We start from the raw sequence: 13,965 nt of genomic DNA on the forward strand, positions 1-13,965 counted from the left end.
GCATCATCGGCCCATCTGGATGATGGTCTGCATGATGGTGCTCTGGGTGGAGATGGTCTTGGCGTTCGCCTGGTAGTTGCTCTGGGCCTTGATCAGGTTCACCAACTCGTTGGTCAGGTTGACGTTGGACTCTTCAAGGGAGTTGGACTGGATCGCTCCCAAGGTGCCGGTCTTGGGTGCGTCATAACCTGGGATACCCGAGGCGTAGGTTTCCTTCCACTGGGTACCACCGATCGGCTGCAGGCCCTGCTCGTTGGTGAAGCTGGCCAGGGAGATCTGGCCGATCGGCTTGGTCTGCTCGTTGCTGAAGTTGGCCAGCATCACGCCGCTGCCGTCGATGGTCAGGTTGGTGATCTGGCCAGTGGAATAGCCGTTCTGCGCGACTACCGAGCGGGCGGTATCACCCAGTACCGAGCCGGTCTTGGTCATGTCGATCTTCACGCCGCCTGCCGCTGCTATCGAACCGTTGGGGACGAAGTTGCCATTGACCACGTTGCCCGGGGTCCAGTTGCCCATCACGATACTGTTGCCACTCACCGTGAACTGGCTACCTGTAGCAGGAGTGGGGGGCGTCAGGGACTGGAGCTTGCCCGAGGAATCGAACTTGATGGTGATCGGTTTCTGGTTGGCCATGCTGAAAGCCGTACCGTCGGGGTTGCGGCCATCGATCAGGGTGTAGGTCTGCCACTCGTTGGGATTGGACGTCTTGATCATGTACTGATCCATGACGTGCTTGTTGCCCTGGGAGTCATACACCGGGGTGCTGAACTGCTTGCTGTAGGTCTCGCTCTTGGTCGGATCGAACACATACGCCGGGGCCGGGGCCGTTGGGTTGACGTTGATCGTTTTTTCGCTGGAGTTCAGGTTGATGGTCGAGGAGATCGAACTGGTCGGCTTTGGCGCCAGGTTCGAAGTATCGATCCGCAGGTCGGTCAACACGCCGTTGATGATCTTGCCGTTGGCATCCACGGCATAACCTTGCAGGCGGGCAGTGCCGTCGCTGGTGGTGATGTAGCCTTCCTTGTCGGCCTTGAAGGCGCCGGCGCGGGTGTAGCTCAGCGAGCCATTGGTGCTCAGCACGAAGAAGCCCTGGCCCTGGATCCCCATGTCCAGCACGTTGCCGGTATTGTTGATATCGCCGTTGGTGAACTGCTGGGACACGTTGGCCAGGCGCACACCGTTACCCACTACCTGGGTGCCGCTGCCCAGTTTGGTGGCCGAGTACACGTCGGCGAATTCCGCACGGGAATACTTGAAGCCAGTGGTGGCGACGTTGGCGATGTTGTTGCCGGTAACGTCCAGTTGCTTGTTGGCAGCGTAGAGACCGCTAAGTCCGATGTTGAAAGACATGTTCCACTCCTTGTGTGTCGGTTACAGCAGCGATTGATCGTCACGGTTCGGTTTTTGGATACCGGGGCTCTATCGATGCTGACGCTTGAGTCGGGAAGCTCCAGGAGACCAGACTCTTCGCTGGCTGAGGCTTAGCAACCTGTGTGCCAAGCCTGAGAGCTCCATAACTCAAGGCCTCCCCGAAAGGGGGGATGTGGCAAATGCAGAAAAGCGGCAATGGTTTTCCGCGCATTCTTTACAAAGTGGCAACGGCATTGCCGCTCTCATCCGGGTAACAGCAAGCTGCATTCCGGCGAGAACAACCCGCTGCCTTTCGGTTCGTTTGATGGGGCGGAGCGGCTCCTGACCCGAGGCCACGCTGAGTATTGGGGGGCTAGTTGGTCATCCACGCCAAGGATGGTTTCTGGTTTGCAAAAGGATCAACCCGACAATGCCCCCGCGGGAGGCCAACTACGCCAGCTTGGTCCTGAGGAGCGTCAGACGACCGGGTTCACTAGGTTTGCCCAAAGTTCGACGACCTTCGCCAGTGACGGGCTGTCACCAGCCTCCTGGAAACCACTGGCGAGCGAGCTTGACTGTCACTCGAAGTGCAACTTGAGCTTCATTGCACTGTGCTTCCTGCTCTTCAGTAGTTGCAGGTCTATGCCAGCGAGGGGTAGCTGAAAGACCTTTCGCATAGGTCTTTTCAAACTCAGGACTGGCCGCCTTGGCCAATAGCATCGCCTTGGCGTAGTCAGTTTCGAGGTCATCGGGCAGGGCTTTACAAGCCAGCTTGGCTTGCTGATATCTAACGGCGTACATGTAGCCGTCCGTTGGGGGCCGGTCGTAGTTGTAAGGGGATGGCTGCGCAGCCAGGGTTGGGGCGGCGATGAATAGTGCGCAGAGATACAAGCGTCCGTGCATGGGGCTGATGCCTCGAAAAATCGACGGATTATACCCAGCTCGTCGGCGCTGCGAATGTCCATGCACTAGCTCGTTGGAATGCATTGATGAAATGGCGGCGCAGGTTTGCTCACGGTTTGCCTCCAGACCTGCGCCATCGCTGTGCGGGTGACAATCCAGTTGCTCGTTTGGAAAGACCATGCCCCTCTGGTAGGTTCGCTCCCAAAGTGGGAGGACCCGATGAAGTGGAAGCGTTTTAAGGTAGTGATCCTGTACGTCGGTGCTGGCGCCATGGTCGTGCAGGCGGGGCGGCACCTGGCGGGCGGTGTCACTGACCTCGACAATGTAGCGCCAGCCCTGTTCGCCCTGGGTATCGCTTACTACCTGGCCAGGCGCGCAAGATCCTGTGCTGGGTAGCAAGACGGCTTGGGCTATTGCGGCCTTCCTGGATCAACCCCTTGGAATTGCCACGTAGCATCGAGCGCCGGCTTGCCATTCACATCCCGGGTCCTCTCCTTGATAACGGTCCGTCCCATCGAGCACGAGCCACTCCGCGAGCCAAATCGGAGTAGATGCACAGCTTGCAGGGCCTGGTTCGAGCCAGGCTCTCCAGGCCTTTGCCCCTGAGGGGCGGGCGCAGTTATCGGTCCCAGACGCCACTCAATGGGCATGGAAGTGCATGCCACCATCGACGGGAATCACCGCTCCGGTGATATAGCGAGCCAGGGGCGAGGCGAGGAATGCGACCAGTTGGCCAACATCTTGCGGTTCGCCGAAGTAACCGATGGGGATATGACGGGCGATGAATGCCTGCCGGCTGTCTTGCGTTGGGTGCAACCTTTCCAGCACCTGGGCGCTGTTGATCCGGCCGGGGGCGATGCAGTTGACCGTGATGCCCGCGCAGGCTACCTCGCATGACAATCCCTTGGCCCAGAGATGCAGCGCACCTTTGGCGGCGGTAGCGGCGTTCAGCGATCGAGGCTCCATCGAGCCGCTGAGGTTGATGATGCGGCCCCACTGGCGTGCATGCATTGTTGGCAATACCGCCTGGGTCAGTCGTCGCGCCGCAGAGAAGTTGAGGGCGAAGGCTTCCTCCCAGTCGTCATCGCAAGCATAGAGCCCGGTGGGGCGGGCGCCGCCAGCGCAATTGACCAGGATATCGATGCTACCCAAGGCCCTGGCGGCTTCGGCAGCGATATGGGCAACATCGCTTGCATTCGTCACATCTGCGCTGATGACAATCGGCGCGGTAGCCCCGGCGGCTTCGATGTGGGCGGCAACCTCTTGCAATCGATCAGGCTGGCGCGCGGTGATGGCGATGCGCACTCCCTCCTGGGCGAGCACCCGGGCAACGCCAGCCCCGATGCCGCTGCTGGCTCCAGAAATCAGGGCCGTACGGCCTGTCAGATTCAATTCCATGATCTTCTCCTGTAAGAGCTTCCAGCCGCTTCTGGGGCCGGGTGGCCTCTATCCGAATGGCTGAGCGCTTGCGGAGAGTTTATTGATTACCCCAAGTAGATAAACTTGCATCCAGTTGCATAACTTGGAACCAGGAGTTTCGAATGGATTTGTTGGACAGCATGCGGGTGTACGTCCTGACGGTAGAGAAGGGCAGCCTGAGTGCCGCCGCCGTTACCCTGGGTATCTCCGCGGCCATGGCTGGCAAGCACCTGCGCTCCCTCGAGGCACGACTGGCCATGCAACTGCTCAAGCGGACGACGCGGCGCCAGCATCTGACGAGCTTCGGTGAGGACTACTATCTGCGCTGCAAGGAAATCCTGCGGTTGGTGGCCGAGACCGACGAGCAAGCCCAGCACCAGCATCTGGCGCCCGTCGGCAAGCTGCGGATCACGGCGCCGGTGACCTTCGGAACAGACGCGCTGATGCCGGCCTTGTCGAGCTACATGGATCGTTATCCCGAGGTCCGGCTCGAGGTGGTGCTCTGCGATCGGGTCACGGACCTGGCGGAGGATGGCTTCGAGGTGGCCATTCGCATTGGCGCGCTGCCGGAGGATGCGCCGCTGGTGGCCAGGCCGCTGGCTCCCTACCGGCTGATGATGTGCGCCTCCCCGGGCTATCTGGCGCGTCGGGGAATGCCGCGAAGAATGGAGGACTTGCTGCATCACGAATGCCTGTCGTTCAGTCCGACAGCATTGAACGACTGGCCCGACGCTCGGGAAGAACTGGCCCACCGGGCGCCATCGGCGCGGCTGCAGGTCAACAACGGCCAGGCACTGCGCGTCGCCGCCCTGCATGGCCTGGGGATCGTCCTGCAACCTGCGCTCTTGTTGCAGGCAGACGTCCAGGCGGGCCACCTGGTGCAGCTGTTTCCCGAGCAGAGCCTGCCGGACCGCCCAGTGCACGCGGTATACCTGCCGGATCGCTATCACTCGGCCAGGCTGCGCAGCTTTGTGGCGTTCCTGGTCGAACAATTTCCCCCTGAAGCCGGGGTGCCACGTCCGGGTGCCTCATGAACTGTTTTATGGAACCTGGCTCAGCTATTCATCTTCGCCGCCAGCAGGGCTCGCTCCTTGGTGAGCGGCTTGAGTACACCCTGGTCATTGCCGATGCGCTGGTAGAAAAAGTAGTTCTCCGCCTGGTCATGCAGGATGCGGTAGATATTGCCCTGGCGTCTCGAGCCCGGGGTGACGCTGCGCTCCACCAGCAATTGATAATCCTCGATGTTCAGGCGTTTCAGCGCTTGTTCGAAGTCCTGCCGGGTACTGGTCTCCCAGCTACGGATGTTGTTCATGTGCCACATGATCGAAAGGAACATGAACAGCACCGCACCCTGGACCACAAGGTGCTTCATGATTTGTTCCATAGAATGACTTCCTGTCTCCTGAGACTGGTGCGAGTCGTGCGCCACAAGCGATAGCGGGGCTGCAGCTGGACGTGGCGAATGAGCCCGGCACGCTGGGATTGTGCTTCCGAGGTGGTTACGGCTTGAGACAAAAAGGCTTCAAATGGCTCTGCCTGGGATGCTAGGTTTGTCGCGTTATCGGTCGCGGATTGTGTAGGAAAGCGCCATGGAATCCCAAGTTTTTGAGAACAAGCGCATTGGCGTGGAGGAGTTTACCGGTCAAGTGGTCACGGGTATGACCTTTCTGGATTGCGATTTTTCCCGGGTCGACCTGTCGGAAACCCAGTTCATCGATTGCAGTTTCTACGATCCCGAGCGCCAGGTCGGCTGCAACTTTCGCAGCGCCAAGCTCAAGGGCGCCTCGTTCAAGCGCTGTGACCTGACGGTCTGCGTATTCAACTTCGCCAGCGCCCTGGGGCTGGAGATCACCGAGTGCAAGGCCCAGGGGGCCGACTTCAGCAGCGCCAGCTTCATGAACGTGATTTCCAGCAAGTCCTGGTTCTGCAATGCCTACATCAACAAGAGCAACCTGGCCTACGCCAACTTCTCCAAGGTCAACCTCGAGAAGTGCGAGCTGTGGGACAACCGCTGGACCGGCGCCAATGTCACCGGCGCCACTTTTGCCGGGTCGGACTTGTCCGGTGGCGAGTTCAGCCTCCTGGATTGGCGAACCGCCGATTTCACCGGCTGCGACCTGACCAACTCGCAGTTGGGCGACCTGGATATCCGGCTGGTCAACCTGGACGGAGTCAAGCTCGACCGCGACCAGATGAGCCACCTTGCCGCGCGCCTGGGGATCAACGTGATCGGCTAGCCCGGTACAACGAGGCAACCGGAACCCGCTACGGCGGGTTGTTCATTGCCCCCGCGCTGCCCCGGCCGTGTCAGGGTTCCTTGTGCAGAGGGCGAGCAGGGTTGCCGCAGACCGTGGTGCCGGGCGCCACGCTGCGGGTCACCACCGCTCCCATGCCCACCACGGCGCCCCGGCCGATGACGATGGGCCGCTGGGGCGTGCCTTGCTTGATGATGGCGCCGGCGCCGAGGTAGGCATGGTCCTCGATCACCACCGTCCCATTGCAATGCACGTTGGGCGCGAAGGTGACGAAGTCGCCGATGATGCAGTCATGGGCGACGTAGCTGTAGAGATTGGCGTGGAAGAACCGGCCGATTCGCGCATTGGCCGTCACTACGGCAAATGGGCACAGCACCGCGCCCTCGCCGATCTCGTTGCACGCCAGGTCCAGTGCATTGGCCGCCATGATGGAGAAGGGCCGGGCTCCGGCGCTGGCCATCCGCGCGGCCAGCTCTTCGCGGATATGGCTGTTGGCGATGGTGATGTTGAAGTATCTGGTGGCATCCAGGGCCAGGAACTCCTCGAGTCCCAGCACGCTGAAGCCATTGAGGCAGGTGCCGGCCAGTTGTTCATCGACGAACACCAGCCGTGTCGTTTGCCAGCGCTGCGTCTTGTGCAACTGCTGGACGGCCAACGGCATCACTTCGCGACCGAAGCCGCCGGCGCCACAAATCGCGTAGACATCCATGGAGCATCTCCTCGTTTCCGGGGGCGGGCAGGCACCAAGCCTAACTCAATTATCTCGCCTCGCACGCCATTCGAAGGGCCGGGAGCGAGGCCAACCTTGACCTGCCGGTCCGCTATCCAGAAGATGCCTACCTTCAATCCCAGGCTCAGGAGAGGGCATGCAGGCACAAGACGGCTACTTCGAAATCACCCCCGAGGATCTGCAGGAGCGCTCCCTGGCGCAACTGGTCGCCAGCCAGCCACTGCCCGTGCGTGGCGTGGGCCTGGACCTGAGCGGCCAGGACCTGTCCCGCAGCAACCTGGCCGGTGCCCATTTCGAACGCTGCAGCTTCAGTGCTACCAACCTCACCGCCGCCAACTTGGCCAACAGCCGCTGGACCAGTTGCCGGGCCGGCCAGGCGACACTGCGCTCGGCGGTGCTCACCGATGCCCGCTTCGAACGCTGCGACCTGAACAACACCCTGTGGCAACGCAGCAAGGTCGCCCATGTGCAGTTCGAAGGCTGCAAGCTCACCGGCGCCAACTTCGCCGATGTCTCGGCCCTGGGCCTGGGCTTCTCCGACTGCCTGCTCAACAGCGCCATGCTGTCCGGTATCTCGTTCTACAAGGCGCAGCTGTATCGCATCGATTTTAGCGAAGCGGACCTGACCTATTGCGACTTTCGCAAGGCAGTGTTCATCGAGGGGGGCAGCCTGTCCCTGGCCCGGGTGAACAATGCCCGTTTCGACGACGCCGACCTGCGTGAAGCCAGCCTACAGGGCCTGCGACTGGTGGATGCGAAGCTGTTCAAGGGCGCGATCATCTCCCGTAGCCAGGCCGGCATGCTCCTGGCCGGCCTGGGCCTGACAGTCCTCTGAATCAGGCCTGCCGGGCCTGGTGCAGGTTTTCCAGTACGCCGATGAAGGCCTGCACCAGGGGGCTGCGCTTCTGGCTGTGGGTCAGTACCAGCAACGGAGCGGTGGCGCCCAGGTCCACCACCGGCCGGTAGCTCACGCCTTTTTTCGCCAGGGTCCGGGTGCAACTGGGCACCAGGGCGATACCCTGGCCGGCGGCGACCAGGGCGATGATCGAGGTGATCTGGCGCCCGCTGGGCCCTGGCCGCAGGGACAGGTCGTTGCGACGGTACAGCTGTTCGATGGCTTCATTGAGCCCAGAGCCATAGCCGGCCGGAAACAGGATCAGCGGCGACTCGCTGAGTTCGGCCAGGGTCACCTCGGCCTGGGCCGCCAACGGGCTGTCACTGGCCAGCGCCGCCACCAGCGGCTCGTCCCCCAGGGACAGGGTGTGGATCTCGGCCAGCTCGTCCGGCGGCTGCATCCGGCTCAGGCCGATGTCGATCCGCCCATCGACGATCTGCGCCCACTGGCTGGCCGAGGCGCCTTCCACCAGTGTCAACTGTACCTCGGGAAAGCGCTGGGCGAAGGCCTGGATCGCCTCGCTGAACAACTCCGACAAGGCGATCGAGCTGGCATATCCCAGGGCCAGTTGTCCGGCGCTGCCGGCGGCCAGCTTGGCGGCCATGGCCTCGGCCAGTTCCATTTGCTCCAGCACCGCCCGGGCATAGGGTAAAAAATGCTGCCCCTGGGCCGTGAGGGTCACGCTGCGGCTGGTGCGATCGAACAAGCGAAACCCCAGCTCGCTCTCCAGCGCCGAGATCTGCCGGGTCAGAGGAGGTTGCGCCAGGTGCAGGCGCAACGCGGCGCGGCCGAAGTGCAGTTCTTCGGCGACGGTCAGAAAGTAACGCAGCCTGCGTAGATCGAGCATCCTGTTCCCTGGGTATTGATCGGTCGGAAATCGGTATTGGTCCTGGTCCAGCGACGTATTTTATAAAAGCCTTTCGCCACAAAACGAGAGGTTTCATGTCCCTGTTTGCACACCGTGCCCGCCTGGCCCTGTTTCTATGTGGCTGCGCCGCCTTCCTCAACCTGTATGCGACCCAGGGCATCCTCCCGGTGTTCGCCGCGGATTTTGCCGTGAGCGCCAGGGAAGCGGGCTGGAGCATCACCGTCACTACCTTGGCGGTGGCTCTCGGGGCGCCATTCACCAGCCGCCTGAGCAGTGCCTGGGATCAACGCCGGGTGATAGTGCTGGCGGCGCTGGCCCTGGCGCTGCCGGCTGTGCTGGTGGCCTGCGCTGGCAACCTGGCCCAGTTGCTGCTGTGGCGTTTTGTCGAAGGCCTGCTGATTCCCCTGGTCTTCGCCACCAGCGTTGCCTACATCGGCGACCGCTGGCGCGGCGGCATGATCACCGAGGTCACCAGCCTGTATGTGGCCGGCACCGTGCTCGGTGGGTTCGCCGGGCGCTTCGTCACCGGTGTCGCGACCCAGTACCTGGGCTGGCGCGAGGCCTTCGCGCTGCTGGCGGGCCTGAGCCTGCTGCTTGGCCTGGCCATCCACTGGCTGTTGCCGGCCAATCCGCCGGCGGCCGAGCGCCATCTGGCCGAGCGTCGTGGCAGTTGGCGTCAACTCTGCGGCAAGCCCTTGCTGGCGTCCTACGCCGTGGGGTTCTGCGTGCTGTTCGCGCAAGTCGCCACCTTCACCTACGCCGGGCTCTACCTTGGCCAGCCGCCATTCGAATTGGGCCCGGCGGCCCTGGGAGCGCTCTATGGCGTGTTCCTGCTGGCGCTGGTGGTGATCCCGCTCGCCGGGCGCCTGAGCAAGTCCCGACCCCAGGCCGAACTGTTGCTGGTGGCGGCATCGCTGGGTGTCTGCGGCTCGGCCCTGAGCCTGTTGTCGTCATTGTGGCTGATGGTGCTGGGCCTGGCCCTGAGCTCCACCGGGGTGTTCCTGGCCCAGGCGGCGGCCAATGCCTTCATCAGCGCCAGCGCCGGGCCGCACAAGGCCAGGGCGGTGGGGCTATACCTGACCTGCTACTACCTGGGCGGCAGCGCTGGCGCCGTGCTGCCGGCAGTACTCTGGAACCGCTGGGGCTGGCCGGGCTGTGTGGCGTTGATCCTGGCGTTCCAGGTGCTGGCCCTGCTGATCGGCTGGCACGGTTGGCGCGCGCCGCGGCCACGCCAGCAACTGGCCGGCTGATGCAGCCCCAAGGGACTACCTGAGATGAGCCTGAGCGATCTGCCGCTGCGCCAGAGCCAATTGTTGAAGTTCGTCGAGCCGCTGCTCAACGACATGCCCGCCAGTGCCTGGAAGCATGCGCTGTTCGAGGCATTCTGGAGCCAGCGGCGCGACCTGCTGGCCATCGAGGATGTCTTCTTGAAGCTGGTCGAATACCCGGGGCTGGGGCCGGGGCTGGCGAGCTTCTTCGCCGGCTGGTGGCAGGTCCATGACGGCCTGCGCGTTGACGCCATCCCAGCTAGATGCCTGGAGTCGCTGGCCGCCGACAGCCCCTCGGCCTGCGGTTATCGCGAGTGGGCCGAGGCCAGCCTGGGCCAGGGACGGCCGGGCGCCGGTGCGCCGCCCGGGGCAGGGCAGGACCGCGCCCCGCAGCTGTTCCAGGCCATGGCTGGATTGGCCTGCGGCAATGACCGCTGGCTGCAGCGCACGCATCGCGTGCCTGCGGCCCTGGAATTTCGCCGGTGGCTGGAGGCCGGTTGCCTGGATGGCCAGTTGCCCGGGCTGCAGGCCAACCTGGTCCGGCAGGTCTACGTGCTGGGCGAGGCGCGGTATCTGCAACCGCTGCTCCAGCGCTGGCTGGCCGGTACCCAGGGGTGGCCTGCGCAGCTCGCACCGGCTGCCCAGGCCTGGTGCCAACTGCACGCCGGATCGCTGCAGGAGGCGCGCTTCCAGTCGGCCCTGGCCGCCGTCGATGCCTGCACCGAGGCCATGGCGATCGCCCCCGACGAGCCCGCCGCCCGCAACCTGTTCGCCCAGTACTTGCAGCGCCGTTCCCGGGCCATGCTCGCTTGCGCCCGGGTACTGCCCGCCGATTCTTCCCCCAACCCATCCGGCCACCCCCATGAATGACCAGAACCCCGCGATTCCTGCTGTAGCCTCCGCCAGCGCCACCCAGGTGCGGCGCCGCTCGCTGCTGGCCGGTTGCAGCGCCCATGCCGTGCACGATGGCCTGACCGATGTGATCTATGTCCTGCTGCCGGTGTGGCAGGCCCAGTTCGCCATGAGCTATGCCCAGGTCGGCCTCTTGCGCGGGGTCTATGCCGGGATGATGGCTGGCGTCCAACTGCTGGCCAGTCGCGCGGCCGGGCGCTGGGGGCGCGAGCGCCTGCTGGTGGGAGGAACCGCGCTGGCCGGCCTGGCCTATCTGCTGGCCGGGCAGGCGACTGGCCTGGGCGTGCTGTTCCTGGCGCTGTTGCTGGGCGGCCTGGGGGCCAGTACCCAGCACCCGCTGGCCTCGTCGCTGATCACCGATACCCATGAGGCTGGTGGCGGGGTCAAGGAGGCCCTGGCGCAATACAACTTCGCCGGCGATATCGGCAAGACCCTGGTCCCCGGCGTGGTGGGTCTGTTGCTGGCGCTGGTCAGCTGGCGCGCCAGCGTGACCCTGGTGGGCCTGCTGGGGTTGGCCGCGGCGTTGCTGCTGTGGTGGCTGCTCCCGTCCCGGGCCAGCACTTCGGCGCTGCGCGACAAGGCACCCAGGATCCTCAGCGGCCAGGGTTCGGTCGGTGGCCTGTGGGCGCTGATCGTCACCGGCACCCTGGACAGCGCGGTGCGCATGGGCTTCTTGACCTTCCTGCCATTCCTGCTCAAGGCCAAGGGCGCCGGCAGCGCCGGAATCGGCCTGGCCCTGACCCTGCTGTTCATCGGCGGCGCGTTCGGCAAGCTGTTCTGCGGTTACCTGGGGGCACGCATCGGCATGATGAAGACCGTCTGGCTGACCGAATCCAGCACGGCGTGCCTGATCGTCTTGGCGGTGTTCCTGCCCTATGGCGCCCTGATGGTGACGTTGCCGCTGCTGGGCCTGGTGCTCAACGGCACCTCGTCGGTGCTGTATGGCGCAGTGCCGGACCTGGCAGGGGCCGGCAAGCGCGAGCAGGCATTCTCGCTGTTCTACACCGGCACCATCGGCGGCGGCGCGTTGGCCCCGATGCTGGCCGGACTGCTCAGCGATGTCGCCGGCGTGGCGCCGGCGGTGATGGTCCTGGCGGCGCTCCTGCTGCTTACGTTGCCCCTGTCCTGGCAGGTGCAGCGCGGGCTGCCAGCTGCAGCTGGCACGCCATGAACGAAGGCTCGAGGACGGGAAGAGACAAGGGCATGGCGCTGCTGGCGTGGTGCTCCTGCACTGTTTTTCACACAGATTTACAGCTGCCGGAACAGCACCGCGCTAGCCTGGGCACTTGCAGGCCACCAGCCAGGGGAGGTGCGTGGTCACGCAACGACAATCTCGATGGATGACCCTGATGAGCCTGTTTGCAACGAGCATTTACCACTACTGGCAATCCAGCTTGAGCGCCCTTGAAGGCTTGCGGGAGGACGGCGGCTTCAGCGTGCGGGTCGATCCCGGGCTGGAAGACCAATCGCGCCTGATGCTGCTGCGCACTCCCGGCGGCAGCCAGGCAGTGTTGACCCCGGGCTTGGCGCAGACCCTCGGCCTGGCCGAGGGACCGGTGGATACCGAGGCCGCCTTCCTGGCGCGCCTGGAGCAGGCCGGTATCCGCCTCAACGGCGCCGACCATGTGTTCTATTACCCCCGGCAACGTCACGCCGAGCTGTTGCGCGATACGGCCCTGGGCGATACCCGGGCATTGTCGGCGGCGGACGAGCAGCGGTTCGCCCGCTTCCAGTCCAGCGCCAGCGCAGAGGACCTGGACAATGCCTATGTCGAACTGGATCACTGGGCGGTGTTCGGCGCTTTCGAGCAGGACCGGCTGGTGGCGGCGGCGAGCATGTATGCCTGGGACGGGTCGCCGCTCGCCGATCTGGGCGTGCTGACCCTGGAGGCGTTTCGCGGCCGGGGCCATGCCCGCAGGTTGGTGCGGGCGATCTGTCGGCATGCCCTGGAGCAGGGCCAGGAGCCGCAGTACCGCTGCCAGGTCGACAACCTGGCCTCGGTGGCGCTGGCTCGGGCGGCGGGGCTGGAGCTGTTCGGCCAGTGGCTGGTGATCCACCCCGATTGCGAGATCTGACGGCTTAGCGGTGCAGGCGGGTGTGGCCCGGGCCGTGCCGGTTCAGGCGCCCACCATCCACTTGGCCAGGCCGTGGCGGCCACTGACCCCGAGCTTGGCGGCGGCGCGCTTGAGGTAGGTCTCGATGGAGCTGTTCTTCACGCTCAGGCGCTGGGCCATCTCCGGCACGGTACCGCCGGTGAGCAGCCCCAGGCAGACTTCTTTTTCCCGGGCCGAGAGGGTGATATCGCCCAGTGACAGGCGTTCGTCGAACTCGCGCTGCAATGGTGACTGCTCCTGGTTGTCCCGGGGGCGGCTGGTCCAGCTGCGCAGGTTCTTCAGGGCTTGCTGGCGATGCATCTGCGCATGGCGTTCCAGCAGCGGCAGCAGGGTCGAGGACAGGCTCTTGAGGAACGACAGCTCGGACAGGGAAAACCCACCCTGGGTCGATTCGCGGTAGAGCGCGATCACGCAGCGGCGGTTGGCCTTGCGCGACACCAGGTGGCATTGGTGCGGGGTATTGCGTGCTTGCCGGGCATGGACCTGGGCGTTGATCTGGATCAGCAGCGAATCATCCATTTCCAGCATTTTGTGCAGCAGCGGTTCTTGGCGCCGGGCGGCTTCCGGCAGTTGTTCCGGCTGTCCGGCACGTCCCAGCAGGGTGATTTCCTCGGCGCGGGTCTGGCGCTCGTCGAGGGTCCATTCACTGAGCACCAGGTGATCGGCCGGCACCAGTTTGTTCACCAGTTCGAGCATGTTCGCGGCGAACTGGCCCTGGCCGGTGTTGGAGATCAACTGTCCCAGTTCCAAGTAGAAATTCGGTGTTTCCAGGTTGGCGATACTGCTGGTCAGACTCATATCCCTATCATCCTTGATCAAGGCAAATCGCTGATCGAAGCCTTGAAACCTTATTGCGACGGCGCACCGCAGCAGGTCCTCCATGAACCCGATCCGGTCAGATGCGTCTGATTTAAGCCTAAGCATTTGCTTCGCGTCTGTAGGGGGAAACCGGGACACAAAACCCCGGACCGGGCTCGCCAAGCCCCCTGCGCCGGGCCTCGGCCAGTGCGCCGCAAGCCCGTGGGCACGGGGTCGCAGTGAGTTGCAACGGACTTTGGCGACAGGCTTCGCAAAGAGTTCGGGACTGGACTGACGAGTCAGGAACCTCAGGTACAGATGGTCAATTTCCTACAGCTAATTCAGCCGATCCGCAAACCATCGCCAACCCCTCCAATACCCGCCAGAGCCGCGTCCCAGGCGGCCGGCAGCCCGGCGGACTGTCCGGGTTTGGGGTGACATACAGCCCAGGGG

15 protein-coding genes are annotated in these 13,965 nt (G+C 64.0%); 8 read left to right on the forward strand and 7 right to left on the reverse strand.

Annotated features, from left to right (window positions below):
* Positions 1–3: 3 nt before the first annotated feature.
* A complete protein-coding gene (flgE, locus tag C4K40_RS11020; RefSeq protein ID WP_124421289.1) occupies positions 4–1,350 on the reverse strand; it encodes a flagellar hook protein FlgE in 1,347 nt (448 codons plus the stop codon).
* A 537-nt stretch (positions 1,351–1,887) separates the two neighbouring features.
* On the reverse strand, positions 1,888–2,433 hold the full coding sequence (locus tag C4K40_RS11025; RefSeq protein WP_124421290.1) for a hypothetical protein: 546 nt from the start codon (positions 2,431–2,433) through the stop codon (positions 1,888–1,890).
* 39 nt (positions 2,434–2,472) lie between these two features.
* Between C4K40_RS11025 and C4K40_RS31535 the strand changes: the two genes are divergently transcribed.
* Positions 2,473–2,649, forward strand: a complete 177-nt coding sequence (locus C4K40_RS31535; protein ID WP_164485019.1) for a hypothetical protein — start codon at positions 2,473–2,475, stop codon at positions 2,647–2,649.
* A gap of 243 nt (positions 2,650–2,892) precedes the next feature.
* Here the strand turns inward: C4K40_RS31535 and C4K40_RS11030 are convergent, their stop codons facing one another.
* Positions 2,893–3,651, reverse strand: a complete 759-nt coding sequence (locus C4K40_RS11030) for an SDR family NAD(P)-dependent oxidoreductase (RefSeq protein ID WP_053138357.1) — start codon at positions 3,649–3,651, stop codon at positions 2,893–2,895.
* Between the two features lie 143 nt (positions 3,652–3,794).
* Here C4K40_RS11030 and C4K40_RS11035 point away from each other — a divergent pair, with 143 nt between their 5' ends.
* Positions 3,795–4,706, forward strand: a complete 912-nt coding sequence (locus C4K40_RS11035; protein ID WP_053138361.1) for a LysR family transcriptional regulator — start codon at positions 3,795–3,797, stop codon at positions 4,704–4,706.
* Between the two features lie 20 nt (positions 4,707–4,726).
* Here C4K40_RS11035 and C4K40_RS11040 read toward each other — a convergent pair whose 3' ends face one another.
* Positions 4,727–5,044: a hypothetical protein gene (locus tag C4K40_RS11040; protein ID WP_124421291.1), complete on the reverse strand. Its 318-nt coding sequence runs from the start codon at positions 5,042–5,044 to the stop codon at positions 4,727–4,729.
* A gap of 217 nt (positions 5,045–5,261) precedes the next feature.
* On the opposite strand from C4K40_RS11040, the gene C4K40_RS11045 reads away from it, so the two are divergent.
* Positions 5,262–5,909 (forward strand): Qnr family pentapeptide repeat protein, encoded by a 648-nt coding sequence (locus C4K40_RS11045; RefSeq protein WP_053138367.1) that lies wholly within the window; start codon positions 5,262–5,264, stop codon positions 5,907–5,909.
* Positions 5,910–5,979: 70 nt separating this feature from the next.
* Here C4K40_RS11045 and C4K40_RS11050 read toward each other — a convergent pair whose 3' ends face one another.
* Complete coding sequence (locus C4K40_RS11050) at positions 5,980–6,636, reverse strand: acetyltransferase (protein WP_053138370.1); 657 nt, start codon at positions 6,634–6,636, stop codon at positions 5,980–5,982.
* A gap of 157 nt (positions 6,637–6,793) precedes the next feature.
* On the opposite strand from C4K40_RS11050, the gene C4K40_RS11055 reads away from it, so the two are divergent.
* Positions 6,794–7,492 (forward strand): pentapeptide repeat-containing protein, encoded by a 699-nt coding sequence (locus C4K40_RS11055; RefSeq protein ID WP_053138372.1) that lies wholly within the window; start codon positions 6,794–6,796, stop codon positions 7,490–7,492.
* 1 nt (position 7,493) lies between these two features.
* Here C4K40_RS11055 and C4K40_RS11060 read toward each other — a convergent pair whose 3' ends face one another.
* On the reverse strand, positions 7,494–8,399 hold the full coding sequence (locus tag C4K40_RS11060; protein WP_053138376.1) for a LysR family transcriptional regulator: 906 nt from the start codon (positions 8,397–8,399) through the stop codon (positions 7,494–7,496).
* Positions 8,400–8,494: 95 nt separating this feature from the next.
* Between C4K40_RS11060 and C4K40_RS11065 the strand changes: the two genes are divergently transcribed.
* The 4 genes from C4K40_RS11065 to C4K40_RS11080 all read left to right on the forward strand — a co-directional run bounded on the left by C4K40_RS11065 (position 8,495) and on the right by C4K40_RS11080 (position 12,675).
* Positions 8,495–9,670, forward strand: coding sequence for an MFS transporter (locus C4K40_RS11065; protein ID WP_053138379.1), 1,176 nt, complete (start codon positions 8,495–8,497; stop codon positions 9,668–9,670).
* Positions 9,671–9,694: 24 nt separating this feature from the next.
* The gene (locus C4K40_RS11070) at positions 9,695–10,558 is read left to right on the forward strand and encodes a hypothetical protein (protein WP_053138382.1); all 864 of its coding nucleotides are present in this window, start codon (positions 9,695–9,697) and stop codon (positions 10,556–10,558) included.
* Entirely contained in the window at positions 10,551–11,771 is a 1,221-nt protein-coding gene (locus tag C4K40_RS11075) for an MFS transporter (protein ID WP_053138384.1), read from the forward strand. Before C4K40_RS11070 ends, C4K40_RS11075 begins: the two co-directional genes overlap by 8 nt.
* Positions 11,772–11,949: 178 nt before the next feature.
* Positions 11,950–12,675 carry a GNAT family N-acetyltransferase gene (locus C4K40_RS11080; RefSeq protein WP_031321421.1) on the forward strand — a complete coding sequence of 242 codons (726 nt, stop codon included), beginning with the start codon at positions 11,950–11,952 and terminating at the stop codon, positions 12,673–12,675.
* Between the two features lie 42 nt (positions 12,676–12,717).
* On the opposite strand, the gene C4K40_RS11085 is transcribed toward C4K40_RS11080, so the two are convergent.
* The gene (locus tag C4K40_RS11085) at positions 12,718–13,512 is read right to left on the reverse strand and encodes a helix-turn-helix transcriptional regulator (RefSeq protein WP_022643551.1); all 795 of its coding nucleotides are present in this window, start codon (positions 13,510–13,512) and stop codon (positions 12,718–12,720) included.
* Between the last annotated feature and the right edge of the window lie 453 nt (positions 13,513–13,965).

This window comes from Pseudomonas sp. CMR5c, from assembly GCF_003850545.1.
In the GTDB taxonomy this organism is placed as follows: Bacteria; Pseudomonadota; Gammaproteobacteria; order Pseudomonadales; family Pseudomonadaceae; genus Aquipseudomonas; species Aquipseudomonas piscis.